Source organism: Longimonas halophila, from assembly GCF_002554705.1.
Lineage (GTDB): Bacteria > Bacteroidota > Rhodothermia > Rhodothermales > Salinibacteraceae > Longimonas > Longimonas halophila.
The window spans coordinates 193,901-220,488 of the sequence record NZ_PDEP01000005.1; the positions used below are offsets into that span (position 1 = coordinate 193,901).

Sequence of the window (26,588 nt, forward strand, 5' to 3'; positions counted from 1 at the left end):
GCTCTCTCTGAAACGACCGAGCGCATTGCCCGCTGCATCCGTTAAACCAACCGTATGGATTCAACATGCTTTCGTTATCCGACATTACCGTACAGATCGGCGGGTCCACGCTTATCCACCAGGTTGACCTGACCGTGCAGCCGGGCACGCTCACGGCAGTCGTTGGGCCCAACGGCGCAGGGAAGACCACGCTGCTCCGCGTAGCCAGCGGCGAGCTTACGCCCAGCACGGGGACCGTCTCGATGGACGACCAGCCGCTTGCAGCTTGCTCGAACCGCGAGGTGGCGCGCCGCCGGGCGGTGCTGGCGCAGCAGTCGCATCTGCGGTTTGCGTTTCCGGTGCTGCAGGTGGTGCTCATGGGCCGCACGCCGCACCTGAACGGCGCCGAAACCGCCCGCGACTGGCAGATTGCCGAATCTGCACTCGCTGCGGTTGGACTCGCCGATTTTGCCGAGCGCTCGTTCCCAACGCTCTCCGGGGGCGAGCAGCAGCGCGTGCAACTGGCGCGCGCCCTGGCACAGATCTGGACGCCGCCACCCTCCGGAAACCGCTACCTTCTGCTTGACGAACCGACGGCCAGCCTTGACCTGGCCCACCAGCACCGCGTGCTCACCACCGCCGCACAGCGCGCTCAAGACGGCGTGGGCGTGCTGGCCATCTTGCACGACCTAAACCTGGCCGCACAGTACGCCGACCAGGTTGTGATGCTACGCGACGGGCAGGTGTACGAGAGCGGCGCGCCTGCCGAGGTGCTCACGCCATCCGCCGTGCAGTCCGTGTTTGGCTGCCCCGTGTGTGTGATCGACCACCCCACGCAGGGCTGTCCGCTCATCGTAGCCGAGCGCGACATGCGTGCTGCGCCTGATCATACGGCATCGCCGCACACCTTCGCATCCCACTAACTCTATATTTTTGCTTGACATGAATGCAACCGACCTGAAATCGCGCTGGAACGCGTTTCAAGACGACCACCCGAACGTGCGCATCCGCAATGCCGCTGCCCGTCTGGGCGTGAGCGAGGCTGAACTCGTGGCCACCGGATGCGGCGACCATGTGACGCGCCTAAATGGCAACTGGAAGGCGCTGCTACGCGACCTCGAATCGCTGGGCGAGGTGATGGCTCTGACGCGCAACGACGCCGCTGTGCACGAGAAAACCGGTGTGTACGAAGACGTCTCGTTTAGCGACAGCCACAACATGGGCATCGCGCTGAACGACGACATCGACCTGCGGCTCTTCATGGATCACTGGCAACTGGGCTTTGCCGTCGAAACACCGTGGAGCGGCGGACGCGATGGCCTGCGCCGCAGTCTGCAGTTCTACGACAAAAGCGGCACCGCCGTACACAAGGTCTTCCTAACGCGCAAGAGCAATCTGGACGCTTACACAGCGCTCGTAGAAACGCATCGCCACGACGACCAGTCCATTGAGCAGCCGGTCGATCCCGCCGAATCCGACGACCCCGAAACGCCCGATGCCGAGATTGATGTGGAGGGCTTCCTCTCGGCGTGGGCCGACCTGGAGGATACGCACGACTTCTTCCCGCTGCTGCGCGAGTACGACGTAGCCCGTCCCCAAGCGCTGCGGCTGGCGGAGGGACAGTTTACCCATCGTGTGCCTGCGTCGAGTCTGCGAAGTACCTTGCAGGCCGCTGCCGAGCACAAGACGCCGATCATGGTGTTTGTGGGGAGCCCCGGCTGTATCCAGATTCACACCGGGCCGGTCAACACGCTAAAAGCCACGCCGCCCTGGTACAACGTGCTCGACCCCGGCTTCCAACTGCACCTGAATGAGGAGGCGATCGCGCAGGCCTGGGTGGTGGAGAAGCCGACGCGCGACGGGCTTGTGACCTCGCTCGAACTGCTGGATGCGGAGGGCGGCATCATTGCGCGGTTCTTTGGCAAGCGCAAGCCGGGTCAGCCCGAACGCAGTGACTGGCGCACCATCGTCCGCGAGCAGGCCGCCACCCCGGCGTAAGATCGCATTGTTCACACCGCGTGTTCACCATATCTATCTGTTTATGCACGGATTCAACGCATCGCCCACCCCGTTCTGCGAGGCGGATTCGCCGTATCTCTTTTCGACCAATCGGGGCGCCATCTTCCAGTGTTCATGCTGCAGACGATTGCAGCTCATGTTCGACGACATCGTGCTGGTGCTTTCACCGCGCGACTTCCGGTGCCTGTCGGATGCCGTTGAGACGGCCATGCAGCAGATCGATGACGCAGTCCCGTCGTGGTGGCGGCTCTCCGCGCCGGGGCGTTCGCCCAAGAGTGGGGTGCGCGTGCATAGCGACGACATTGCCGCGTTGCGCGACTTGCTTCAGGGCACGGCGGCCATGCTCGAACTGGACGGGCTGCTGGCGGATACGCTGGGCATGTCCGAATCGTTGGACTGAAAACAAACGACCTGACAGGTTTCGAAACCTGTCAGGTCTATAAGCGCAGTTTTACAAGCGCAAGACGTGATCGAGGTCCTACCGCACGATGGTGAGCCCCCCCGGTGGCGTAGCCACGATTACCTACACCTTCGAGGAAGCCGGTGCATACGACGTTGCCTGCTATCTTGAAGAGCCCGCCGATCACTACGAGCAGGGCATGGTCTATCCGTTCGTCGTAGTGGAAGAGTAGGTGCCACGCGCAGTCCACGAAACGGCAGCATAGGCGCGAACTTGCCCCTGGAGTGCCGTGTTAGACGCCTGTGAACCTCCAGGATTGCACACGAAGAATTATGCCCATTGACACACTCAAAACAGCCAAGCGACTCCAGCAACTGGGGTTTGACACAGAGCAGGCTGAAGGACTCACTGAGATCCTCAGCGAAAGCGATGCCGAGCTGGCCACCAAAAACGACCTGGATCAGCTCGAAACAAGGCTCGGGGTGCGCATTGATGAGGTGGAGACGAAGCTTGGGTCACGCATCGATGGCCTCGGGGGACGCATAGATGAAGTGGAGACAAAGCTTGGGGGGCGTATAGACGAGGTGGAGACGAAGCTCGGGGGACGCATAGACGAGGTGGAGACGAAGCTTGGATCACGCATTGACAGCCTTGCGGACCGGATTGAGGGGGGAGACGGTCGCATCGATGGATTGGAGCAGACAATGAATGAACGCATAAGTGGGCTGGAGCAGACAATGGATACCCGCATAAGTGGGCTGGAGCAGACAATGAACACGCGCTTTGAGAAAATGCGGGCAGATCTTGAGCACCTGATAACTTTACGCATGGCCTGGGGAGCGGGCTTGTTGGCGCTGTACATTACGCTTATCAGTTACGTCATGGGGTAGGCCGCGCCGCGCCCTAACAGCATCGCCTTCGCATACACGCCAACGCACCCATTGCGCCTATGAAAGCCCACATATCATATGCGCTGCGCTGCAGCTTGTGCGCCATCGTCCTGGTGTTGATGTCTGGATTCGAGAGTACCGCGCAAGAAACAGCCCCGCTCGACTCGCTGACACGGGCATTTTATTCTGATGCCAATGCGCCTGGGCTGGTTGTGGGTACACTCAACGGAGTCGACCAGCAGGTGCGTGCATATGGCGTAGCCTCGTATGAGGACAGTACCCAGGTGCACGAAGACACGCAATTCGAGATTGGGTCCATCACCAAGGTGTTTGTGGGGTTGCTGCTTGCCCAGCAGGTCGAAAGCAACGCGGTCGAACTTCGCGATCCTGTGGACGCGTATCTGCCGGACTCTGTGGACGTGCCCACCGCCAATGATGCCTCGATTGAACTTATCCATTTGGCCACGCACAGCGCGGGGCTGCCGCGCCTGCCCGATAATCTTGCGCCTGCAAACCGGTTCAATCCGTACGGTGATTACACCGAAGATAAGCTGTACGCCTATCTGTCGGAGGCCCGCCTTGCCTCTCCGCCCGGCACATCGTACGTATACTCGAACCTGGGAACGGGGCTGCTGGGAACGGCGCTTGCCCAACACGCAGACACCACGCTTGCGGCGGCTCTGCATCAGCACATTCTGGGGCCGCTCCAGCTTGACCGTACAGTGCTTCCCGCTCCCACCGATTCCGTTCCCAGCAATCTGGCTGTGGGATACGACATGTTCGGAGCGCCGACCCCGTACTGGTACTTTGATGCACTGGCTGGGGCGGGCGCCCTCCGCTCGACCCCTGCCGACATGCTACGGTTTCTACGCGCCCAGTTGGATCCAGAGGCAACACCGCTCGCCGATGCCCTGCGCGCTACCCACAACGTGCAGTACCAGCAGGCCGGAGGACCCACCCTCGGAATCGGCTGGCACATCCAGACGCTGGCCGATGGGACCCCGTTCTACTGGCACAACGGCGGCACAGGCGGATTCCGGAGCTTTGCCGGGTTCAGTCTGGAGCACAACACAGCTCTCCTTATCCTGGTGAACAAGGCGGTACCGCTCCAGTCGTTCAACGCATTCGCGTTTGAGTGCGCGCGCCTGCTCGCTCGCACTCGGGCCGATTCGTAGCGCGGATATTCGGTCAGAGCATACAATCCGGATGTAAAAATAAGAGGGAAACCCTTCGGGGTTGCGTCGCTACACTGCGCATTGTACCGCATGCGTGCTACATTGGGGGCTGTGCGTGCGCCCACGATCCCCGCACGTATGCGATCCACTGCCGTTGCCGCTCACCAACCCCTGCATCCCCATGGCCGAATCGGACACAGGCCCTGCCTCTACCGTCTACGACCCCTCGCAGATCGAAGACAAATGGTATCGGTACTGGGAGGAGAATGACTTTTTCAAGGCCAACGACGATCCCGAGGCGTCGTCGTACAGCATCACGATGCCGCCGCCGAATGTGACCGGGCGGCTGCACATCGGTCATGCGCTGCAGGATTCGATTCAGGATGCGCTCACCCGCATCCACCGCATGAAGGGCGACGAGACGCTCTGGATGCCGGGCCTCGACCACGCGGGCATTGCCACGCAGAACGTGGTCGAGCGCAAGATTGCAGAGGAAGACGACCTGACGCGTCACGACCTGGGCCGCGAGGCCTTTGTGGAGCGCGTGTACGCGTGGAAAAAGGAGTATGGCGATATCATCCTGCGGCAGAAGCGCACCCTGGGCGACTCGTGCGACTGGGAGCGCAGCTACTTTACGATGGATGAGGACTTCTCGCGGGCGGTGCAGGAGGTCTTTGTGCAGCTCTACGAGGACGGCCTCATCTACCGCGGCGACTACCTCGTGAACTGGGACCCCGCTAACGAAACCGCGCTCTCGGATGAGGAGGTCAACAACGAAGAGCGCGCCGGGCACCTCTGGCACGTGCGCTACCCGCTCGTTACCGACGGCGACCCCGACTACGTGACCATTGCCACCACGCGGCCCGAAACCATTCTGGGGGATACGGCGCTGGCGGTGCATCCCGACGACGAGCGCTACCAGCACCTGGTGGGCCAAACCGCCCGCGTGCCCGTCCTCGACCGTGAGATTCCCATCATCGCCGACGCATACATCGACAGCGAGTTTGGCACCGGCGCGCTGAAGGTGACGCCCGCGCACGACGAAAACGACTTCGAGATCGGCGAGCGTCACGATCTCGACACCGTCAATGTGATGAATCCCGACGGCACCATCAACGCCAACGGCGGGCCGTACGAGGGGCTCGACCGCTTTGCGGCACGCGATAAGATCGTGGCCGACCTCGACGCCGACGGTCTGCTTGTCGATGTCGAAGAGCACACCATCAACGTACCCGTCTCCGACCGCTCGGGCGCAGTCATCGAGCCGCTGATCTCGCGGCAGTGGTTTGTGGAGATGGAGCCGCTTGCTGAGCCCGCCATCGAAGCGGTGCGCGACGGCACGATCACCTTTCACCCGAAGCGGTGGGAGAACGAGTACTTCCGCTGGATGGAGAACATCCGCGACTGGTGCATCTCGCGGCAGCTCTGGTGGGGGCATCAGATTCCGGTGTGGTACTACACCGACGACGAAGGCAATCCCGATCCGGAGCGCGGCTATGTGGTGAGCGTAGACCATCCCGACACCGACGAGGAGATGGTGCAAGACGAGGACGTGCTTGACACGTGGTTTTCCTCGTGGCTGGCGCCGTTTGCCTCGCTCGGCTGGCCCGACGACACCGATGCCCTCAAAACGTTCTACCCGACTGACGTGCTGGTGTCGGGCTACGACATCCTCTTCTTTTGGATCGCCCGCATGGTGATGGCCGGCTACCACTTTACCGGCCAGCCGCCGTTCACGGAGATCTTCATCACCGGCATGGTGAAAGATGAGCAGGGCCGCTGGATGTCGAAGAGCCTCGGCAACGGCATCGATCCCATCGAAATGGTCGATCAGTACGGGGCAGATGCGACGCGCTTCACCCTCACGCTGCTCTGCGCGCAGGGCCAGGACATCAAGCTGGCACCGTCGAAGTTCGAGATGGGCCGCAACTTCGCCAACAAGATCTGGAACGCCTACAACGTCTTCGGGCAGTTCATGGAGACGGATGCGCAGGGGCATCCCACGCGTACCTACACCGATCCGCGCGACTTCGAGGAGCTGGAAATGGTGGAGCAGTGGATGCTCCATCGTATGCACACGGCTATCAACGACATTGAAGACGCGCTCAGCCGCTACCGGCTCAACGAAGCCGTTTCCATTGTCTACGACGTGTTCTGGCGCGACTACTGCGACTGGTACCTGGAGCTCATCAAACCGCCCTATGGCGAGTCGATGGACGAGCAGGTCATTGCGCGTGCGGCATCCATCTTCGAAACGCTGCTCCAACTGCTGCATCCCTTCATGCCGTTTGTGACCGAAGAGCTGTGGTGGAAGGTGCGTCCGCGTGAGGAGGGCGAGGCCTGCATCGTATCCGACTGGCCGCAGGCTGCCGATGTGCCGCACGATGCCGCCACACACGACACCTTTGCGCACCTGCAAGAGCTGATTTCGGGCATCCGAAGCATCAAGAGCGATTACGGCGTGGGCGCCGGGACCGAAGTGCGCACGGTCATCAGTCTGCCGGAAACGGCCACCGAGCGCGCCGCAGCGATGCGGGCGTATCCGGACTACTTTGAGCAGCTGGCGCGCGTCACGGATCTGATGGTGGGCCACGACCTGGAGAAGCCTACGGCCAGCGCATCGGTGGTGGTGGAAGACAGCGAAGTGTTCGTGCCCCTGAAAGGCATGATCGACCTCGACAAGGAGCGCGAGCGCCTGAAGTCGACCATCGCCGAGAAAGAGGGCTTCCTGAAGAGTGTGGAGGGCAAGCTGCAGAACGAGCAGTTCGTCACCAAAGCGCCGGACGATGTGGTGGAGCGCGAGCGTCAGAAAAAGCGCGATGCTACCGCTGAACTGGAGCGCCTGCGTGCGAATCTGGCGGACCTGGAGCAGGTGTAGCTCCCGAGATACAGCATTGGAGGGGACACTGGGTTGAAATCGAGGACATGAATTAATAGGTTTAAAACGTTATCATTCCGAATTGTGTGGTCGGAATGTTTCTCAAGAACCTGGCTGGGTTTGGGGATAGCAAGGGCCGATCCACCTACCAGTGCCACTCGCATCCCCAGATTGAACGACCAGAAACAGGTTCTGAGCATTCGCACAATGTCCCCTTCCCATTGCGCATCCGTTCTCGTCTTTGCGGTCCGTGTGCATCTGTTGATGCATGAGGACCGACGGGGCGGTGCCCACTGCTATGCCGATAGCCGTACGCCTCCTGCTGATTAGTGCAGCACTTCAGTTTGCACTGTGGAGCGGGTATGCACCGGCAACCTACGCGCAAGACACCGTTCCGTACCATCGCTTTACAGCCTATGAGGGCTTGTCCGATCGGGCTATTACGGCGCTTGCGCAGACCGAGAACGAACTGCTCTGGATCGGCACCGAGACCAGTCTTTCGGTGTTCGACGGACACACATTTCGCTCGGTGACCATGCCCGACGAGATCGGAACGGTGTACGTGAGTGATATTCAGCCTGCCGATTCCAGTGCAGTGTGGGTCGCGGCCTCGGTGGGAGAGGCGGTGCGCGTGCGGGGCGATAGCGTAGAGCAGGTCGTCGAACTGGGCGATGAACTAATTCAGCGCATCCTGCCCGGGCCCGACACCACCCGATTCTTGACGCGCACAGCGGTATGGACGTGGACGCCGGAGGACGAGGACCCCACACGGCAGCCGTATGGATACGACATTCAGACTCCGCTCGATGAGGAGGAATCTACCACAAGCGGGGCCGGCGTTTTCAACGCGGATGTACATCCCAACGGGACTACATGGATCGTTGATGGGCGGCACGGCCCCGGCGTGCTTCACGATGATGGCACAGTCGACTTCGTGTCGGGGGGGGCCACCGGCGAGCCCGGTGCGTACTGGTATACGCTGCGCATCGCCGAGAACGGGCGTATGTTTGCGCTCCACGACGAAGCCGTGTACTGGATGGATCCTGATAGCACACGGCGCATGGTGGAGGAGCCGCTGGTTACCGATCTGGGCGATCCTACGTATCTGTCCGTACACGGCACCGACGTCTACGCCACACGGGGCCGCCGCATTGCGCGCTACGATGCGCGTACACTGACTCCCGAAGACACACTCGGTGCCCAACAAGGACTGCCCGATGTGCTGATGGCCCGCGTATTTCAGGATACCCGTCGCGGCCTCTGGGTGGGCACGCCCGAGGGACTGCTGTACCTGCGCGCACCGCACGCGCAGCACAAAAGCACGCTGTCCGGCGAGACGCCAATTCAGAACGTCATGGATTTTCTGCCACAGGGCACCGACCTGTGGGCGCGCACCTACGGCAGCGGGCTGATTCAACTCTATGATACCGAACAGCACGTGACTCCAGACGACCAGGTGGGGTGGCGGCAGCGCGTGCAAAGCGCCTCCGATACGCTTCATGCCCTGGCCTCAGAAACGCGCATCTGGTACCGCAAGCCGCCCAACGGCTCGTGGACGCGGGTGCGTAGCACAAATGACGCTGTGGAGGGCGTGGTGGATACAACAGGGACGGGCTATTTTCTGCATGAAGACGGCCTCTACCGGTATCCATCCGACTCCACCCGCGCCCCCACGGCCCTGGCCACATGGCCCGACTCGCTTGCCTATCAGCACGACGTTACGCTTGGACGCAGCGGGGCACTCATCCATCGCGATGGAGCAACGGTTGTGCGAAGACAGTTGCCTGCTGCCGAGGTGGTCGATACGCTGGGGACGCTGACACGCTATGCGCAGACCGAAGCCAGCCGGTTTGAGATCAACGAACGCAGCAACATCCAGCAGATGACAACCGATGCTGCCAGGCGTGTGTGGGCAACTTTTGTGTACGACGGCGGGTTGCTCCGTATCGATGCCAGCGGCACAGCGCAGCGTCTGCTAAGCAACCGGCGTGTGTGGCAGGTGGATACAGTGGGCGACAGCCTGGCCCTGGCCAGCACACGTCAGCATGGGCTGTACGTGCTCGATGCAGAAACCGGTGCCGTGCAGCGCCAGCTTACCGAAGCCGACGGGCTGCGCTCCTCAAACGTGATGGCAGCACACGTAGCCCGCGATACGTTGTATGTTGGGCACGCCCATGGTATCACCAAACTGCCGTTGCGTGTGCTTGGGCAGACCGAACAGCCCCCGCGCACGTTGCTCACGGGGCTGGAGGTGAACCTGAACAATCAGCCCGCTACGCCGAACTTAGCCCTGGAGGCAAGCGACCGGAGCATCGGGTTTTCGTTTGCCGGCGTGCACTTTCCTGATCCCCAAAGCGTGTATTACGAATACCGACTGCTACCGCAGGACACCACATGGAGTACAACCACGCAGGGCTTTACGCGATACACGAATCTGGATCCGGGAGCGTATCATTTTCAGGTGCGGGCGCGGCTCAATGACCGTTTGGCTGGGGAGGCGGCCACGTATGCATTTCGGATTCCGGCGTACATCTACGAGATGCGCAGCGTGCAGGGGCTTGCCGCACTCATACTGCTAATGCTGGGCTGGGCCGCCTATCGCTGGCGGATTCGGCGCTTGCAGCGGTATCAGCAGGTGCTGGAAGAGATGGTGCAGGAGCGCACCACGGAGTTACGCGAGGAAAAACGCAAAACCGAAGCCCAGGCCGAGCGTCTGGCCGAGCTCGACGACGCCAAGAACCGGTTCTTCGCCCATGTAAGTCACGAGTTTCGGACGCCGCTCTCGCTCCTGCTCAGTCCCCTCAAAAGCGCGCTACAGCAGGTAAGTAATGGCATGGTGGAGTTGGGCAGCCGGCAGGTGCATCGCATGGTACGTAATGCCGAACACGTGCAGCGTCTGATTGACCAGCTCCTCGATCTGGCCACGCTTCAGGCAAGCCGTATGTCGGTAGAGCACCAGCCGGGCGATCTGGCCGCCCTCGTGCAACGCACTGCCGATGCGTTTAAGGAGCGGGCCCAGGGGCAGAGCATCGATCTGGACGTTCACCGGCCTGCGCAGCCACTTGAAAGCCAGTTTGATGTCGAGAAGGTGGAAACGATCGTGAGCAATCTGGTAGATAACGCGCTCAAGTTCACGCCGTCGGGCGGAGCGGTTACGGTGCGGGTGGAGCCGTCTGGCGACCGGCCCGGATATGCCACGATTTTGGTGGCGGACACGGGGGCAGGTCTCTCGGAGGCCGAGCAGGATCGCATCTTTGCACGCTTCGAGCGGGGCAACCGGGCGCAGGAGCACGACGAAGAGGGGCTGGGGCTGGGCCTTACACTGACCAGCGAACTGGTGGCGCTGCACAACGGCACCATTGATGTGGAGAGCACGCCCAACGAAGGCAGTACCTTCATCGTGCACCTGCCCCTGTATCCGACCACCCATTTACCGCCTCAAAGCGTACGCACCGACATTGCACATCCTGAGGATGCATCAGCGATCGAGGTGCACTCCAACAGCATTCCGGCAGCGCACGACGCCGCATCGGAATCTAATGCAACCGTGCTGGTGGTCGAGGACAACGCCGAGATGCTCAGCTTCCTGGAAGAAGAGCTGTCCCCACACTGGCACGTACGCACCGCCGAGCACGGCGCGGAGGGGTGGACCATGATTCAGAACCGTGCGCCCGACCTGGTCCTGGCCGATGTGATGATGCCCGAGATGAATGGATTTGCGCTGTGTCGCGCAATCAAGGAGGATGCGGAGCTGCGCACCCTTCCTGTGCTGCTTCTGACTGCCCGTGCGAGCAATGAAGCCAAACGCGAGGGGCTTGGCTGCGGGGCCGATGCCTACATCGCGAAGCCGTTCGACGTGGCCGCCCTGAAGCAGCGTATCGCCAACCACCTGGCCGCCCGCAAGCATCTGCGGTCGCGCTTTGAAGAACAGGTGTCGCTGTCCAGCACCAACGCGAGCATCGACCGGCAGCACCTGCCGTTTATGGAGGCGGTTGCCGGTGCCGTAGATGAGCACCTGGACAACCCCGACTTTACGGTCGATCAGTTGGCGAGTGCAGTGGCGCTAAGTCGGCGGCAGTGCACACGTCGTCTCAAAGATGCGGTGGACATGACCCCGGCTGCGTTCATCCGTCACCGCCGCATTGAGCACGCAAAAACGCTCCTACAAACGGATCCGGAGACGATTGCTGAGGTGGTGTACGCGGTCGGATTCCGCTCGCCATCGCACTTCTCGAAAGTTTTTCGCGAAGCCACAGGGCAGTCGCCCTCGGCCTACCGCGATACGCACGCATCGTCCGAAGCTGTAAATGGCAGTGCAGCATAAGGACGTAGAATCTGTTTGGGGGTTGGTTTGACGGCGAGAGCGAGCGCCGCTGGAGCGAAACGAGGACCACGATAGAGATTCGTAGCACCAGAGGCATGACCTTCGTCCCCAGCCCAGCGGAGCCGCTCACAGCGCCCTGACCGTAGGGAAGAAGTACTCCTGGAGTACCCAAAATAAGAAATCAAACAGGTTCGTAATCCGTCGTAGTAGGGCGTGAGCCTGGGTTTGTCGTACACACGACAGCAAATGTCGGATCTGCGACAAAGATGCGCTGGACATTCCGGGCGCTGATTGGTTGTGTGGTGGGTCCACCATCAGAGTACCGGTAACCGACCGGTAGGCATCTGCCGACTTGCACATTCTTTTGCACGGATCCCCCAGACGTGTCATGCACAACTCGGCTACAACGGGTAAAACCGGTTCGTCACACGCCCAACGCTCGCCTTCAGATCGACAGCAATCAGGCAGATCCACAACCGCCTGGCACGCTTTCGTGCTACGTGCAGCCGCGCTTCTAATTATTGCAGGAAGCATGAGTGTTGCACCTGCCGTGCACGCTCAGGTCAGCATAACCTCAGGGTTTAAAGGCGGCGTGCACAGCGCTGATCTTCGGGCCGATGACCTGGCCGAAGCGCTCGAAATTCCGGACGAGTTTACCGAGCGACGAAGAGGCATGGCCGTTGGCGGCTTTGTCCAGATTGACTTTGCAGGCCCATTTGCGCTTCAGCCCGAAGCGGCTTATGTCCAGAAAGGCTTCGATATTCCCAACATTCCTAATGACCCGAATGTGGAAGCCGGTAGCCTGGCGCTCGACTACGTAGAGATTCCCATTCTGGCCAAGCTGCAGATTCCGGTAGCCGGTCCCATCACGCCAACTGTGTTTGCAGGGCCTGCGGTGAGCGTGAACGTGAATGCCGAGTTCGACGAACCTCGGGCCGGCACCGACCCACGCGACATTAGCGATTTTGTGAGTGGTACCGAGGTCGGGGCACACGTAGGAGCTGGACTCGACATTGAAGCCGGGGTTGTTCTCCTCATGCTTGATGCGCGCTACACCCGAGGGCTGACTGGGGTGTTCGACGAAGACGAGATAAACGATGCAGCATCCGACATCACAAACGAAGGCTTCCGTATTAGTCTGGGCATTGGCTTTTAGCAGGACATAGATTTCTTGTGTTGACGTAGTGTAGACATGTAAATGTGAGGCCTGTGCCTCCGTCCGTTTCCTCTCGGCCAGAAATGCCTGGGGACAACCTGCTCCTTGATGGGTCAAGTGCAAGGGTAGGTGCATCGCTGGCCCGAGAGGATGTTTTGTACCGACGAATGACCGCAGTCGCCCGGCCTGGACGCTGGTTATCAACGAAGGGGCCTCTGCGTAGCCAAATTCCGTTCGTTCGAGGCTCGTTTTCTTGCCCGACACAGAACTACGCATAGCATGAAAGAAAATCGATACGCATCGTTTCAAATAGCTTGGTGGATGGGTGCAGCGACGGTGGTGTTGGTTGCGCTCGTGTATATGGGATGCCGAGGGAGTGGTACCTTGGCCGAGGGCGGTATGGTGTGGGAAGGCGACAACGTCATCGTTGTGCAGTCCGATTCGACCGGATCCACAGGTGCAATGGTTGACCGTGTGGTTCGCACCTTGAAGGTTGCCGAGGTATCCACCGAGGAGTTAAACCGCACATCGGGCTACCTGCGTACGGAGCCGATTCGCGTGAACGACACGCTGAACGTGCGGCTCAACGTTGTAGCAACGGACTCAGGGCGCGTCGAGATTGCCGGGGAAATGGTAGACCTGCGCCAGTCTGATTTTGATGACTGGACACGGGTGGCGTGGAACGAGACGCCCCGGCGGGGAGCAGGCGTGTGGGCGTTTATGACGGAGGTTGGGCAGTCGATTGGTTCTGTTGCAGGATACGAACGCGATCCGCGACTTATGGGCTCGTTCGAGTGTGGGGGACGGCGCTGTGCCGAAGATGAAACGTGCCAAGGCAATGTATGCCAGGCTCCAGACCAGGAAGCTGTTGCCTCTGCAGAGGAGCCTGACCGGACGCCCTCGCGCCGAACGCGCGTGTGCGTGTCTGGAGATGAGCAAGCGCTTATAGAATCGGTGCGCTCCTACCGCACCTCCGAAAATCTGCCGGAGGTGCCCCTGTCGGGAGCACTGACCAAGGTTGCCCAGACCCACGTCCGTGACTTAGCCGACGAAGCCCCGCACGAAGACAGCCAATGCAACCTACACAGCTGGTCCGACGAGGGATCGTGGAGCCCATGCTGTTACACCGACGACCATGCCAATGCCTCGTGCATGTGGGAGAAGCCGTCGGAGCTAACCGATTACACCGGCACCGGGTACGAGATTGCGTACAGCGGGCCGCCCGATGCCGAACGGATCATGGAGCAATGGCAGGCAAGTCTGGGGCATGACGCGGTGATGGCGAACCGGGGGCAGTGGACCAACTTTACGTGGCGGGCTATGGGCGTGGGGGTCGTTGATGGCTTTGCTGTTATCTGGTTCGGACGCGAAGAAGATCCCAGCGAGGCCCCTCCCTTGTGTTCGAGGTAGCCTGCTGCAAGATCACAAAACCACACCCTAAAACAGCCTGCAAACAAGCCCTAACAGCCGCATCCGCGATCATAAGCCATGATGAAAGCGCTTTACGTTTTGCGTTGTATCCATATTGTGTGATCTTCTGACTGCGTTCCAGCAGAGCGGTACCAATGGCGTACGGGAGCGCGTTGTGAGCACGTATCTATTTTTCCGACACACGTGCTCCGTTGTTATGCGAACCCGGCTGAATCAAACGCTCGTTATGCTAAGCCTGCTGCTGCTTGGTGGCATAGGGGTAGGATGCGGGAGCGATGCATCGTCGCGTTCTGAGGACATTGAGGTCCGCAACTTTCGTTATGTAGAGCAGCCGAACGGTGAACGCGAGTTTACTGCCGATGTGCACAACACAGGCTCAGAAGACATTCCGATTGCACAGATCGAAGTGAGCTTGTTTGATGAAACCGGTGCGCAGATGGGCACGCAGCACATCGAGGTAGAAGACATTCCATCCAATGGCAGCCGGTCGTTCACGCAGGCCCTGGCACACGACGGCCCGGTGGGGCAAGCGCGAGTTAACAGTGTAATGGTGCCATAAGTAACGTGCATGGCAGAACATGGAGCCCGGTGGGTAGAGCGGAATGCGTTGCAGGTGGGCGTAACGTCTTGGGAAGAGGAGCGAAAGCGGTGCACCACGTGCTATAGCCTGCGTACAGTGTAGCACCCACGCGCCCTGAAGAAGCGCTCTGAAGCGGTGCGTGTAGACACTCTACGACCCGGAACGGTATGGAATTGCCTGATGCACACTTATCTTTACAGCAACAGCTCGATACGGCTCAGTCCCAGGCTGCAGCGTACCGTCAACAGTTGCACGCGCTGGCTGATGCCACCTTCCATGTGGAACTGCAGGTGACCAGCGATAGCTCGGCCACCTTGGGGCCGGTGGAGGTGGAGGCAGCGTCGGCGCACGACGCGGACGTTGTGGAAGAACTCATGCGCAACCACGACGAACTGGTACCGGCCCTGCGCGAGGCCTGTGCCACCGGCGAGCCGGTATCGATTGCGCTGCGCGACGGCCCCTCCAATTCGTGGACCGGCACCGTGGGGCCGTGCACTGACGCGTGCGAGGAAAACGGCGAGGGCCCATGCCTGAACGGAGTCCTACGACGCACTGTCCACGCCGCCCGGCCCGATATGGAGCCACTGCACCGCGAGCTCTTAGAACTGCTTCCGGATGCCATTCTCATCGTGGCCTCCAACGATCGCATCAAATACGCAAACTCGGCGGCGGTGGCCATGACCGGGGTCGACCGCCTCGAAGACCTGATCGACACGTCCATCTGGACGTATCTGCCCGAAGAAGAGAAGCAGCATGTCAGTCAGCGGCGTCAGCAGGTGCGCACAGGGCGCCGGATCGACTTTGCCCGGCATACGCTGCGTACCCATCAGGGCGAAGAGCGGATTGTAGAGTCTGCATCGGTGCCCATCGTGCATCAGGGGCGCCGGGCGGCGCTGGTTGCGGTGCGCGACCTTACGGGCCGCGAGCGCCTGTCCGAAACCCTGGAGCGCACGCTTGGCCTCTTCGATACCGCTTTTCACCTGGGGCCTGCAGCCGCTATCATCCGTCTGCACGACGGGGTGATTCTGGAGGTGAGCGAGCGCATGGAAACGCTTACCGGCTTCGATGCGGCCCAGCTGGCGGGCGAGCAGATTGACCATGTACGCACGGGCGTGCCCGAACATCGTCGTCTCCAACTCACGCGCGACCTACTTACGCACGAACAGCTCTACGACCGCGAGCTCACACTTACAAAAGCCGATGGCACGTCGTGCACGGTGCTGGTTAGCGCGCGGCTTATTTCGCTGGATGGCAACGACTGCGCCCTGGTAAGTCTGGTGGACATCACCGAGCGGAAGCGCGCGCTGGTACAGGCGCAGGAAACGCAGACGCTTATGCAGAAAATCTTCCGCATGAGCCCGTCGCCGCTGGCCATTGTACGGCTGGATGACGGCGTCTATCTGAATGTGAATGATGCGCTCTGCACGCTGGTGAAGCGCCCGCGCTACGACATCGTAGGCCGCACCGACGACGACATGGCGCTGTGGGCCGACCGCAGCTACCGCCAGGCCGCCTTCGAGCGCCTGCGCGATACCGGCACGCTCTCGAACGTGCAAACGACGTTCTGCCAGCCCGATGGCACCCGCATTGACGTGCTGTGTGCTATGCAGCGTATCCACATCGACAACCGCGTCTGTGCCGTCATGGCCATCACCGACATTACGCAGCGCGAGGCCGCCCGGCGCGCACTGGTCGATGCCAAAGAGAAAGCCGAGGACGTAGCGCAGTTTCGGTCGTCGGTGCTCTCGAACATGACGCATGAGATGCGCACGCCCCTCACTGTCATTCTGGGCTTTACGCCGACGCTGCGCGAGGCTGTGGATCCAAAGTATCGCCGCTTCATCGATCTCATTGAGCGCAGCGGGAAGCGCCTGCTCTTTACGCTCGACTCGCTACTCGACCTGGCGCAGCTGGAAGCCGGCACCCTTACGCCCAGCCGTGCGGTGCATCCGCTGGCCGATCTGGTGCGCACGCACACCGCCTCGATGCGTGAGAAAGCCGAAGAAAAGGGCCTGACCACGCACATCCAGATGCCCGAGGCGCCGGTGCAGGTGCACGTAGACCCCGACCTTATGGAGCGCGTGCTGCATCACGTTGTCGACAACGCTATCAAGTTCACCGAGCACGGCAGCATCACCATTCGACTGTCCACGGAGGGCGACGAGGCCGTGGTTCGGGTGGAGGACACAGGTACGGGTATTGATCCGGCGTTTGTGCCACGGGCCTTTCAGGCGTTTGCGCAAGAGAGCGAGGGCCTGGCGCGCACGCATCAGGGCAGCGGGCTGGGCCTTACCGTCTGCAAACACGTAATGGAACGCCTGGGTGGATCCATCGATATCGATACAGCTAAAGGAAAAGGCAGCACCATTACGCTCCGGCTGCCCCTGGCACCGTCGCAGCACGACGAAGCTTCACGCGCATGACGAGGGCCTGTGCTGTGGGGCATGGCCCATGCGTGGCGCGGAGCAGGTGTCAAGTAGGAAAGGCAGCGCTGCGTATCATGATGGACACTGCGTGCCCTGCTACAGGGCTTCGCTTCCACAAAACACGGCGTTGGGCAATAAACGCGTGGTGTGGCTCGTTCCTTGTAGTGCTTGCTGCCCGCACAGTCTCCCATTGACGCGACGGACGCAAGCTTATGCAACCAACCGACGAAGCGCTGGTCGAGGCGTACTTAGAATCGGGCGACGAACAGGCGTTTCGGACGCTGATTGAGCGCCGCCAAGATCAGATTTTCGGATACATTATGGGCATGGTGCACGACCGGGCCATAGCTCACGATCTGTTTCAGGATACGTTTGAACGAGTCATTAAGGCGATGAACGACCGCCGGGGCTCGTACACGCACCAGGGGCAGTGGCTGAGCTGGGTGATGCGCATTGCTCGCAACGCGACCATCGACCACCTGCGCAAGCAGAAAAAATGGTCGGATGTGTCGAGCGATGAGGACGACGGCCGCTCGTTCTGGGATACGCTCGAAAGCGACACGCCCAGTGCAGAGGCTGAACTGCACCGCATGCAGCAACGCGATGTGCTGAACACGTATATTCGGCGTCTGGCTCCCGAGCAGCGCGAGGTACTGCTACTGCGCCAGGAAACCGATCTTACGTTTCGCGAGATTGCTGAGCTCACAGGCGTGTCCATTAACACGGCCCTGGGACGCATGCGGTACGCACTTAAGAACCTGCGAGGCATGCTCGACGAGGTTGAGGTGGCTCCTGCTGCGCTGATTGGATCGATGGAGGGGCCGACTTCGGCGTAGCAGTATGGGTCCGGAGGGCGCGTTCTGTGCGGCCCGTGTATCTCGGATTTGGCACAACCGGGTTGGTGCTTTTTCTCTTGCCTTCCTACGAGTGCATGCTACATCTGCTATGAGCAACGATACCAACCGCCTTCTTCAATACATGTACGGCGAACTCGACGAGGTCGAGGCCGAGCAAATGGAGGAAGCGCTGACCCATCGGCCCGACCTGTTCGACGAGTGGTTCGCCTTTCACGAGGTCAAGCGCCAACTGGATGCAAAGGCTCCTGCGCGCCCTGATGCCGCCGTGGTCGACCAGATTGTAGGAGACGCCGGCCAGGCTGCGGCATCGAGCACGGCACCTGCGCATGAAGCAGACGCCTTCACACGTGGCGACGGGGTGCCGCAGCACGACGCAGGAGCCGGATGCACGGTGACGGTACCGCCTGCCCGCCGTGCTGAGCGTCCTGCTTCCACCCGTTCTGCTTCTGAAGGCCCAGCTAAGAACCCAGCACCCACTCCCCCAACAAGCGCAACGGCTTCACCATCCGTCCGAAACGGCGCTGCCGTCCCGTGGGCGTTGACACTCGTGCTGGCGGCGGTCCTTCTGCTAAATGGAGCGCCCTGGGCTTCGGGGCCAGAAGGCAGCGCCGCTATCGGGGCTGCCGACCTGCCTGCGTGGGATACCCCCACTGAGCGGGCAGCCCTGCACCGGCAGGCTTCGGTGCTGCAGACGCGTATGTCGGATCCTTCGGCGCCTCTTTCTTCCGTATCGCATTCCGTTACTCGGTAGCCCCGTGCTCTCATGGTTCTGTGTGCCCCGTTTCAAAAGCATCCTTTGCAGCGTTTGGGTAAGCACGGGAGGGCAATGCTGATGCTCATGGTCGTGCTCATCACAGCAAGTCTGGCCCGTGTGCCTGCTGCCCACAGTCAGCCCGTTCCCCATCGCACGTTACAGATCCAAGACAGTACGGTATACATCGATGGGAAGGCTGTGCCGGAGGAGGTGCTTCCGTCTGGACTGATCCTTGACGAGGTGCAGATGCAGTATCAGGTCTACGGGCTGGAGCGGCCGGTCGTTGAAATTCAAGGGCAGCCGTATCGCCTCACCGAATCAACGCTGGAAGTGGTGGATCAGGAGTCGTATGCCACCGAAGACACGCGCGAAGTGCCGAGCGAATCGAGGGCGAAGACGTCTCGTTCGCTGTCGCCTTCATCCGACTATATGCAGATGCTGCGTGCACAGAGCCAACGGCTCTACGAGTCCGTGCAGCGCGAATATGCGCTGGAGCATGCGGCGGAGCAGCGGGCCTACCGTATTCGGCAGTTGGAGCCAGGGCCAGAGCGCACTGCGCATCTCGACACGTTGCGCCAGACGATCACGCAGCTGTTCGATCTTAAGCAAACGAATCGCCGCCGCGAGCTCCAGCAGTTGCAGCAACAGGTTGATGCCATGCAGCAGCGTATGCAGCAGCGGGCGGCCCATCGAGAAGCAATGATTGAACAACGCGTACAGCAACTTACAAACCACGCCAATCATGCGCCGTAACGCAGCGAACTGAGTTAATCTGAACGCACGTAGGCAACCTTACGAAGCACGCTCTCATACAACAAAAACAGCTTTTTACCGACGCAATAGATTGAGTGTGTATGACAGCCGGATCTCCTGTAGTGCCGTGGCGTGGCATCTTTCTGCTGTTTCTGGCCGTGGGGCTGGTGGGATGCGAAGGGGCTACGCTCAGCGAAGAAGCCGCTTATGAAAATGAGGTATTGCAGCATCGCTTAGATCGCGATATGCGCATGCGCGACGCCGATCGTACCGTGCTCGACGCATCCACGCGCCGTCGGTTCGAGGGGTTGCGCTACTACCAGGTTGACCCCGCCTATCGGTTTACGTTGCCCCTGCAGCGTACGGAAGTAACGGACACCTTGCGTGTGCAGCAGTACAAAGGACCACCAGTCGACAAAGTCGTTATTGGGGAGGTGAACGTGCCGTTAGCGGATACAACGCGGCTGCTTGTCTTTCGCGAGCCCGGACTCGACGGCGAAGTGTGGATTCCCTTCCGTGATCCGACAAACGGAGACGAAACGTATCCTTCGGGTCGCTACCTGAACGCGCCCCTCCGCGATGATGACACCGTTGTGGTGGACTTCAACAAGGCGTTCAACCCATATTGTGATTATAATCCGGACTACGTGTGCCCGCTGCCACCGCCCGAAAATACGATCCCGGTACCAATTGAGGTAGGCGAAAAGAAGTCGCGGCTGCATAGCTGAACGGCTGTACAGCGAAAGCGGACTCGCGCTGCACACCGTGCCCGCGCACACATGAGCATGCTCCTTTCATCAACGCATGGCAATATGATGCATGGCGACGCCCAGATGCCTTCTCGATATTGGGTTTTGGTGCTGCTACTGATTGGCGGAGTGTGGACTGCACTTCCCGCTGCAGCACAGGTGCAGATTCGCGATGTAGAACTGGCTGAGCGGTCGGATGGCCAAGGCCATGTGCTGCGCGTGCAGACGACCGAGCGCATCGAAGCGTTCTCGATGCCCGAGCAGCCCAACGATTCATCGGTTGTGGAGTGGACGCTCTACAACGCGGCACTTGCTGAATCGGTTGAACTGCCCACCGGCGGCCCCATCGCGCAGGTGGGTGCCGAAATCATCGACGGCCACTTTACCCTTCGCATCCACTTAACTGAGGACGCTACCGTTCGAGCCAATGCTTACCGCGACGGCGCTTCTGACGATCTGCTGCTGAACCTGTCTACCTCCACGGCCCAGTCGGCTGAGGAGAGAGCAGAGGAGGCGGCTCGCTCGGCGCGCGAGGTGGTCGAATCGGCACGACAGCGCTGGCGCCTGGACACGGTTGTCATCGATCCGGGCCATGGCGGTCAGGATCACGGGGCCACGGCCAATGGCGTGCGCGAGAAGGAGATCGTGCTCGCTGTATCGAAGAAACTGGGCGGGTACCTGGAAGAGTACCTGGGCATTGAGGTGCTTTACACCCGCGACGACGACACATTTATCGAACTCGAAGAGCGCGGGCGATTTGCCAACGAACACGGCGCCAAGCTCTTTATTTCGATTCATGCCAATGCGGCTGGGTCGAGCCAGGCATACGGTACCGAAACGTTCTTCTTGGGGCCCTCCAAAACCGAGTCGGCCCGCCGTGTTATGGAGCGCGAGAACAGCGTGATTCGGTACGAGGATAACACCGATGTGTACGACGAATACGACGATCAGCAGTTGGTACGTGCCACGCTTACACAGAGCGCCTATCTGCGTCAGAGCCAGGACCTGGCAGGGCTGATTGAAGACCAGTTCTCAGAGCGGGTAAATCGACGCAGCCGGGGCGTAAAGCAGGCCCCGTTCTATGTGCTGTGGGGAGCCTCCATGCCAGCGGTGCTTGTGGAGATGGGCTTCTTGTCGAACCGGTCCGAGGCCAACTTCCTGTCCAGCGAACAAGGACAGACCTACATGGCCAGCGCCATCTTTCGGGCCGTGCGCGAGTACAAATCGCACTACGAACGCGGCATGGCACCTGTAGCAGGCGAGTAAGCACAGTTGCAACGAGCTGTCGTTTCAGGGCAAGATGATACGAATCCTGCTGAACCCTGCGTTGCACTGATACCGAAGCTGCGTTGCACGCACATTTTCTTTCACGGACCCAACATCAACCCTATGATGCGATTTTCGTACGGCACACTCAGCGCGCTTCTCATAGCCACCCTGTTTCTGGTGGGATGCGACGATACCGGCACCGGCACCGAAGATACCATCGTAATTGGCACCGACGCGGACCCGGTGGAGTTTGAGTTCGAATTCGAGCCGTTTAGTGCCGATGATGTGACGGACGGCACGCTTACCCTCACCTCCACCAACAGCGACAACTTGGACAGTCAAATTCAAGGAATTGTTGGGACGGGCCGCAGCGATGTAGTGAGTGCACGGATCCGTTCCGTCCGCCTGGAACGACTCACGGGCAACTTTGGAGCAGAGACTGGTGGGCGCCTTGGGGCACAGCCAAAAGTGTTTAGCTACCTGGGTTCTGCGCGCGTGTACTACGGTACCAACACCAGCGCACAGCCGGTCGCCGAGCGCAGACCCATCTCGGACGAGCCCGAGGTTACGCTCGACTTGCTACAGCAAGACATCACCCCAATCGTGCAGAATGGGTCGAGTCCGCTCACGCTGGAACTGGAAGTCAACGATCCTTCCCTTATTGGAACGGGCGATGATGTGGAGATCACCGTGTCGTACCGCATAGAAGTGAGCGGCTAAGAACACGGCGATCGGTCGGTGTAGAGGGGGAGCGAGGAGCGGGCGCAGCGTTTCTACCGCAGGCTCCTACCGCACCGCGATGCACGAAATCTCAACGCGGGCGCTGCGGGGGAGCGCAGCTACCTGCACCGCCTGGCGGGCGGGCGGGGTCTCGTTGAAGTAGCGCCCGTACACCTCGTTGACCTGGGCATAGTCGTTTACGTCGGTCAAGAAGACCGTGCACTGCACCACATTCTCGTAGGTCATGCTGGCGCCCTGCAAAACAGCGCCTACGTTGTCGAGCACCCGGCGCGTCTCCTCCTCAACAGAGCCGTTCACCATGTGCCCCGTGTCGGGGTCGATCGCAATTTGGCCCGAGCAGTAGAGCGTGTCATCCGTTAGGATAGCCTGACTGTATGGACCGATAGCGGCAGGGGCACGAGGAGTGGTAACAGTAGTCCGGGACATAAAACAGTGCGTGCAGTGCAAAGACCGAGAGTTGGCTACTCGCTCAAAGAGTAGCACAGATAGTTGCTTCTAAAGATGCGAGCTATCCATAGCCAGAACAAGCGAATATTGTCTTAAGCTTTGTTCAGAACGGGCACCCGTGCCAGGCCCGCATAGGAACGGGCGGATGTACAGGTCGTTGCCTCTATTCCTTATTCGGCGCAGCACAAAAGAGCACTGCTGCAGAAAGTCGCTGCGCCGTTCAGGGATTCTATCCAGATGCATTGAGCAACAACAGACACCATGAGCGCAAAGGGACGCGTACTGGTCGCCATGAGTGGCGGCGTCGACTCATCCGTAACTGCTGTACTGCTGGCCGAGCAAGGCTACGAGGTGGTGGGCATCACCATGAAAACGTGGGATTACTCCACCAGCGGAGGTGGAAACAGCGGCAAAGAAGTCGGCTGCTGCACGCTCGAGTCCATCAACGACGCTCGCGCTATTGCATTGCGCCACGGCTTTACGCACTTCATCGTCGACATCCGCGAGGAGTTTGGCGACTGGGTCATTGAGCGCTTCACCAACGAGTACCTGGCCGGGCGCACGCCCAACCCGTGTGTGCTCTGCAACACGCACATCAAGTGGGCTGCGCTCCTGCGCCGCGCCGATGACCTCGACTGCGAGTACATTGCCACTGGGCACTACGCCCGCGTGCAGCACAACGAGGAGCTCGACCGCTACCTGCTGAAGCGCGGCCTCGATCGCAAGAAAGATCAGAGCTACGCGCTATGGGGCTTGCCGCAAGAGCATCTGGCGCGCTCCATCTTCCCGCTGGGCACGTACGAGAAGCCCGAAATCCGCCAGATGGCGTCCGACTTCGGACTCGACAGCGTGGCCGACAAGCCCGACTCCTACGAAATCTGCTTCGTACCCGACAACGACTACGGACGCTTCCTGCGCGACCGTGTCGACGGACTCGAAGAGCGCGTGTCGGGGGGCGACATTGTGCTGAGCGATGGCACGGTCGTTGGCCAGCACGACGGCTACCCGTTCTACACCATCGGCCAGCGTCGCGGACTCGACCTGGCGCTGGGCAGGCGCGTCTACGTCACGAACATCGATCCCGACACCAACACGATTACCGTGGGGCCCAAGGACGAACTGATGCAGCAAACCCTGAAGGCGGGCGAGGTCAACCTCATCAAGTACCCGTCGCTCAAGGAAGAGCGTCCGGCCTGGGGCGCCATCCGCTACAACGATGAAGGCGCCGGCTGCCTCACCTGGCAAGACGATGACGACATGCTCAACGTAGCCTTTGCCGAGCCGCGCCGTGCCATCACCGCCGGCCAGTCGATCGTGCTCTACGAGGGCGAAGACGTCCTCGGCGGCGGCTGGATTCACGAGGTGGGCACCGCCGATGAACGCGAAGCCGAAACCGCCGCGGCCAACACCGACGCTATGGCCCCGGCTGCCGCCTGATACGGCCACATCCTAACGTGCGCATCCAAGAAGAACGCCCCGTATCCCCCAAGCATAATTGTGCTGGGAGATGCGGGGCGTTTCTTCGTGGTGCCGGGTGCTAAGCAGTCGTTGAGCTACGCTGCTTCGGTAGTCACCCGGTCTCGGACGCGCTCATATAGCGCTTCATACTGGGGTACAATCTGATCGACATGAAAGGTGCCACGAGCCCGCTCCAGTGCTGCAGCGGCCATCGTGGACTGCAGTTCGTCGTTGGTCAGAAGCTGCCGGGTGCGCTCGGTAAACGCATCGATGTCGTTGAGCGGGCACAGAAAGCCCGTCTCGCCATCCACGACCAGTTCGGGCAGTCCGCCAATATCACTGGCCACCACCGGCACTTCGCAGGCCATCGCCTCCAGCGCGGCCAGGCCGAACGTCTCCGAGCCGCTGGGCATCAGGAAGACATCGGCAATCGACAAGATTTCCTCGACGGGATCTTGCTTGCCCAGAAAGCGGATGTCGTCGTAGACGTCGAGCTCGCGAGCGCGGCGTTCGGCAGAAGCACGATCGGGCCCGTCGCCCACCAGCAGCAGGCGCACAGGCAGGTCATCCTGGCGCAGGCGGTGGAAGACCTCGACCACCTGCGTTGCGTTTTTGACCGGGCGGAAGTTCGACACGTGTACGATCACCTTCTCGCCGTTGGGGCAGAGCGCTTGTTTGAAGTGCTCCTTGTCGAGGCGGTGGAAGCGCTCCATATCAATAAAATTTGGAATCACCTCAATGTCGCCCGTCACGTCAAAGTGATCGTACGTCTCCGTACGCAGATACTCCGACACCGCCGTCACGCCGTCCGACTTGTTGATGGAGTGCGTAACGACCGGTGTAAATGAGGGATCTTGCCCAATGAGCGTAATGTCGGTGCCATGCAGCGTGGTAATGACTGGCACATCGAGGCCTTGTCCAGCTAAGATGTCGCGCGCCATCACCGCGCTGGTGGCATGGGGAATGGCGTAGTGCACGTGCATCACATCGAGGCCGTTGTGCTTGGCCACATCGACCATTTTGCTGGTGAGCGTGAGCGTGTACGGGGGGTAGTCGAAAAGGGGATACGACTGCACGTTCACCTCGTGAAAGTAGACGTTGCCGCCCATATGCGAGAGCCGGAACGGCAGCGACGATGAGATAAAGTGTACGGTGTGTCCGCGCTGGGCCAGGGCCTTACCCAGTTCGGTCGCAACCACGCCGCTGCCGCCATAGACCGGATAGCATGTAATGCCAATGTTCATAACGCAAAGGGGGGATGAGCAGATGCAGTGACAGTGCTGCGTGCATCAACATCGGCTGCTCTTGTGAGGTTGCATGCCGTTGCATCAATTGCACGTACGCGAACCACGTGTAGAGACGCGTAGGGTAGCTTTCGTAGAAGGCGGCCCCATCTCGTTACTTTATCGCTCAAGGGGGCGTCTGCATAGGTGAATCAATGAGAAACGCTACGTTCACGCATTCAGTAGAAGGGCGTGAAATCAAATTGTCCCTTGCTTAATAAAAACAACTGGTTATATGCAACGCGTTCGGTATAGCACATTCCTTCTTCTGATCGCTGCTCTTGGTTGGATGGCCCTGCCGCAGGCCTCAAGCGCCCAAGTGGGCATTGTAGGCGGACTCAACTTCGAGAGCCTCGACGATGTGAGTCAAGATGCTACCTTTGAGTCTTCAACAGGTTACCATGTAGGACTCGCGTTTAACCGTGATTTTGCCGTCTTGGGCCTGCGTCTGAGCGGTATCTACCGCCGTGTCGGCGAATACGAGTTTGCAGGACAGCAAGGAGGAGAGTCTGCTACGCTTGACCTTAGTACCATTGAAATTCCGCTTGATCTGAAGTACCGTCTTGCGTTGCCGTTGGTTACGCCCTACGCAATGGCAGGGCCGCAGGTGTCATTTCCGATTGGTGACGGAAGTGGAGAGTTTGGGGATGACTTCGAAGATAACCTCGAAGACGTGAACCTGTCGGGCAATGTGGGCGCTGGGGTCGAGTTTAATCTGGGTGGCGTACGCCTGACACCGGAGCTGCGCTACGAGTTCGGCGTCACGTCGATCTTTGACGATGACCTTGAGGTTTTTGGCAACGACGTTGACGTGAACGACCCGAAGCTAAGTGCCTTCAGCATCCGGCTGCATGTATTTTTCTAAAGGGCTGTTGACATATTGACATATAGGCGGCACACAGCGCAGGGCAGGGGCCATACGCATCACATAAGCCCCGTGCTGTGGCCAGCCGCCTACCTGTTTCCTGGAGGGCGTGTGTGAGCGCTCATTTCGCACGGTCGGTTTCAAGCATGCATAT

General features: G+C 60.3%; 22 protein-coding genes. 20 read left to right on the plus strand and 2 right to left on the minus strand.

Features of this window, described 5'->3' with window-relative positions:
* The first annotated feature begins 65 nt into the window (after positions 1-65).
* The 18 genes from CRI93_RS07080 (at position 66) to CRI93_RS07160 (ending at position 22,360) form a co-directional block, all read left to right on the plus strand.
* Positions 66-902, plus strand: coding sequence for a heme ABC transporter ATP-binding protein (locus CRI93_RS07080; protein ID WP_098061927.1), 837 nt, complete (start codon positions 66-68; stop codon positions 900-902).
* A 19-nt stretch (positions 903-921) separates the two neighbouring features.
* Positions 922-1,977 (plus strand): hemin-degrading factor, encoded by a 1,056-nt coding sequence (locus CRI93_RS07085; protein ID WP_098061928.1) that lies wholly within the window; start codon positions 922-924, stop codon positions 1,975-1,977.
* A 43-nt stretch (positions 1,978-2,020) separates the two neighbouring features.
* Positions 2,021-2,398, plus strand: a complete 378-nt coding sequence (locus CRI93_RS07090; protein WP_141491607.1) for a hypothetical protein — start codon at positions 2,021-2,023, stop codon at positions 2,396-2,398.
* A gap of 88 nt (positions 2,399-2,486) precedes the next feature.
* Positions 2,487-2,630 (plus strand): cupredoxin domain-containing protein, encoded by a 144-nt coding sequence (locus tag CRI93_RS15355; RefSeq protein WP_176521752.1) that lies wholly within the window; start codon positions 2,487-2,489, stop codon positions 2,628-2,630.
* Positions 2,631-2,730: 100 nt separating this feature from the next.
* Positions 2,731-3,288, plus strand: coding sequence for a hypothetical protein (locus tag CRI93_RS07095; RefSeq protein ID WP_098061930.1), 558 nt, complete (start codon positions 2,731-2,733; stop codon positions 3,286-3,288).
* A gap of 119 nt (positions 3,289-3,407) precedes the next feature.
* Positions 3,408-4,463, plus strand: coding sequence for a serine hydrolase domain-containing protein (locus CRI93_RS07100; RefSeq protein WP_176521753.1), 1,056 nt, complete (start codon positions 3,408-3,410; stop codon positions 4,461-4,463).
* A gap of 181 nt (positions 4,464-4,644) precedes the next feature.
* Positions 4,645-7,341 (plus strand): valine--tRNA ligase, encoded by a 2,697-nt coding sequence (locus CRI93_RS07105; protein ID WP_098061932.1) that lies wholly within the window; start codon positions 4,645-4,647, stop codon positions 7,339-7,341.
* 298 nt (positions 7,342-7,639) lie between these two features.
* A complete protein-coding gene (locus CRI93_RS07110) occupies positions 7,640-11,665 on the plus strand; it encodes an ATP-binding protein (protein WP_176521754.1) in 4,026 nt (1,341 codons plus the stop codon).
* 388 nt (positions 11,666-12,053) lie between these two features.
* Entirely contained in the window at positions 12,054-12,821 is a 768-nt protein-coding gene (locus tag CRI93_RS07115; RefSeq protein WP_098061934.1) for a porin family protein, read from the plus strand.
* A 279-nt stretch (positions 12,822-13,100) separates the two neighbouring features.
* On the plus strand, positions 13,101-14,231 hold the full coding sequence (locus CRI93_RS07120; RefSeq protein WP_141491608.1) for a CAP domain-containing protein: 1,131 nt from the start codon (positions 13,101-13,103) through the stop codon (positions 14,229-14,231).
* A 217-nt stretch (positions 14,232-14,448) separates the two neighbouring features.
* Positions 14,449-14,811, plus strand: a complete 363-nt coding sequence (locus tag CRI93_RS07125) for an FxLYD domain-containing protein (protein WP_098061936.1) — start codon at positions 14,449-14,451, stop codon at positions 14,809-14,811.
* Between the two features lie 188 nt (positions 14,812-14,999).
* Entirely contained in the window at positions 15,000-17,255 is a 2,256-nt protein-coding gene (locus CRI93_RS07130) for a sensor histidine kinase (protein ID WP_098061937.1), read from the plus strand.
* Positions 17,256-17,470: 215 nt separating this feature from the next.
* The gene (locus CRI93_RS07135; protein WP_098061938.1) at positions 17,471-18,094 is read left to right on the plus strand and encodes a sigma-70 family RNA polymerase sigma factor; all 624 of its coding nucleotides are present in this window, start codon (positions 17,471-17,473) and stop codon (positions 18,092-18,094) included.
* Between the two features lie 109 nt (positions 18,095-18,203).
* Entirely contained in the window at positions 18,204-18,866 is a 663-nt protein-coding gene (locus tag CRI93_RS07140; protein ID WP_098061939.1) for a hypothetical protein, read from the plus strand.
* Between the two features lie 87 nt (positions 18,867-18,953).
* Positions 18,954-19,622 carry a hypothetical protein gene (locus CRI93_RS07145; RefSeq protein ID WP_141491609.1) on the plus strand — a complete coding sequence of 223 codons (669 nt, stop codon included), beginning with the start codon at positions 18,954-18,956 and terminating at the stop codon, positions 19,620-19,622.
* Between the two features lie 101 nt (positions 19,623-19,723).
* Complete coding sequence (locus CRI93_RS07150) at positions 19,724-20,350, plus strand: DUF1684 domain-containing protein (RefSeq protein ID WP_098061941.1); 627 nt, start codon at positions 19,724-19,726, stop codon at positions 20,348-20,350.
* Between the two features lie 51 nt (positions 20,351-20,401).
* Entirely contained in the window at positions 20,402-21,637 is a 1,236-nt protein-coding gene (locus CRI93_RS07155) for an N-acetylmuramoyl-L-alanine amidase family protein (RefSeq protein ID WP_245850383.1), read from the plus strand.
* 123 nt (positions 21,638-21,760) lie between these two features.
* A complete protein-coding gene (locus CRI93_RS07160) occupies positions 21,761-22,360 on the plus strand; it encodes a hypothetical protein (RefSeq protein ID WP_098061942.1) in 600 nt (199 codons plus the stop codon).
* Between the two features lie 66 nt (positions 22,361-22,426).
* On the opposite strand, the gene CRI93_RS07165 is transcribed toward CRI93_RS07160, so the two are convergent.
* The gene (locus CRI93_RS07165) at positions 22,427-22,807 is read right to left on the minus strand and encodes a RidA family protein (protein ID WP_098061943.1); all 381 of its coding nucleotides are present in this window, start codon (positions 22,805-22,807) and stop codon (positions 22,427-22,429) included.
* A 282-nt stretch (positions 22,808-23,089) separates the two neighbouring features.
* On the opposite strand from CRI93_RS07165, the gene mnmA reads away from it, so the two are divergent.
* On the plus strand, positions 23,090-24,265 hold the full coding sequence (gene mnmA / locus CRI93_RS07170; RefSeq protein WP_098061944.1) for a tRNA 2-thiouridine(34) synthase MnmA: 1,176 nt from the start codon (positions 23,090-23,092) through the stop codon (positions 24,263-24,265).
* A gap of 116 nt (positions 24,266-24,381) precedes the next feature.
* On the opposite strand, the gene bshA is transcribed toward mnmA, so the two are convergent.
* On the minus strand, positions 24,382-25,530 hold the full coding sequence (bshA, locus tag CRI93_RS07175) for an N-acetyl-alpha-D-glucosaminyl L-malate synthase BshA (RefSeq protein ID WP_098061945.1): 1,149 nt from the start codon (positions 25,528-25,530) through the stop codon (positions 24,382-24,384).
* A gap of 274 nt (positions 25,531-25,804) precedes the next feature.
* Here bshA and CRI93_RS07180 point away from each other — a divergent pair, with 274 nt between their 5' ends.
* Positions 25,805-26,434 (plus strand): porin family protein, encoded by a 630-nt coding sequence (locus CRI93_RS07180; RefSeq protein WP_098061946.1) that lies wholly within the window; start codon positions 25,805-25,807, stop codon positions 26,432-26,434.
* Positions 26,435-26,588 lie beyond the last annotated feature (154 nt).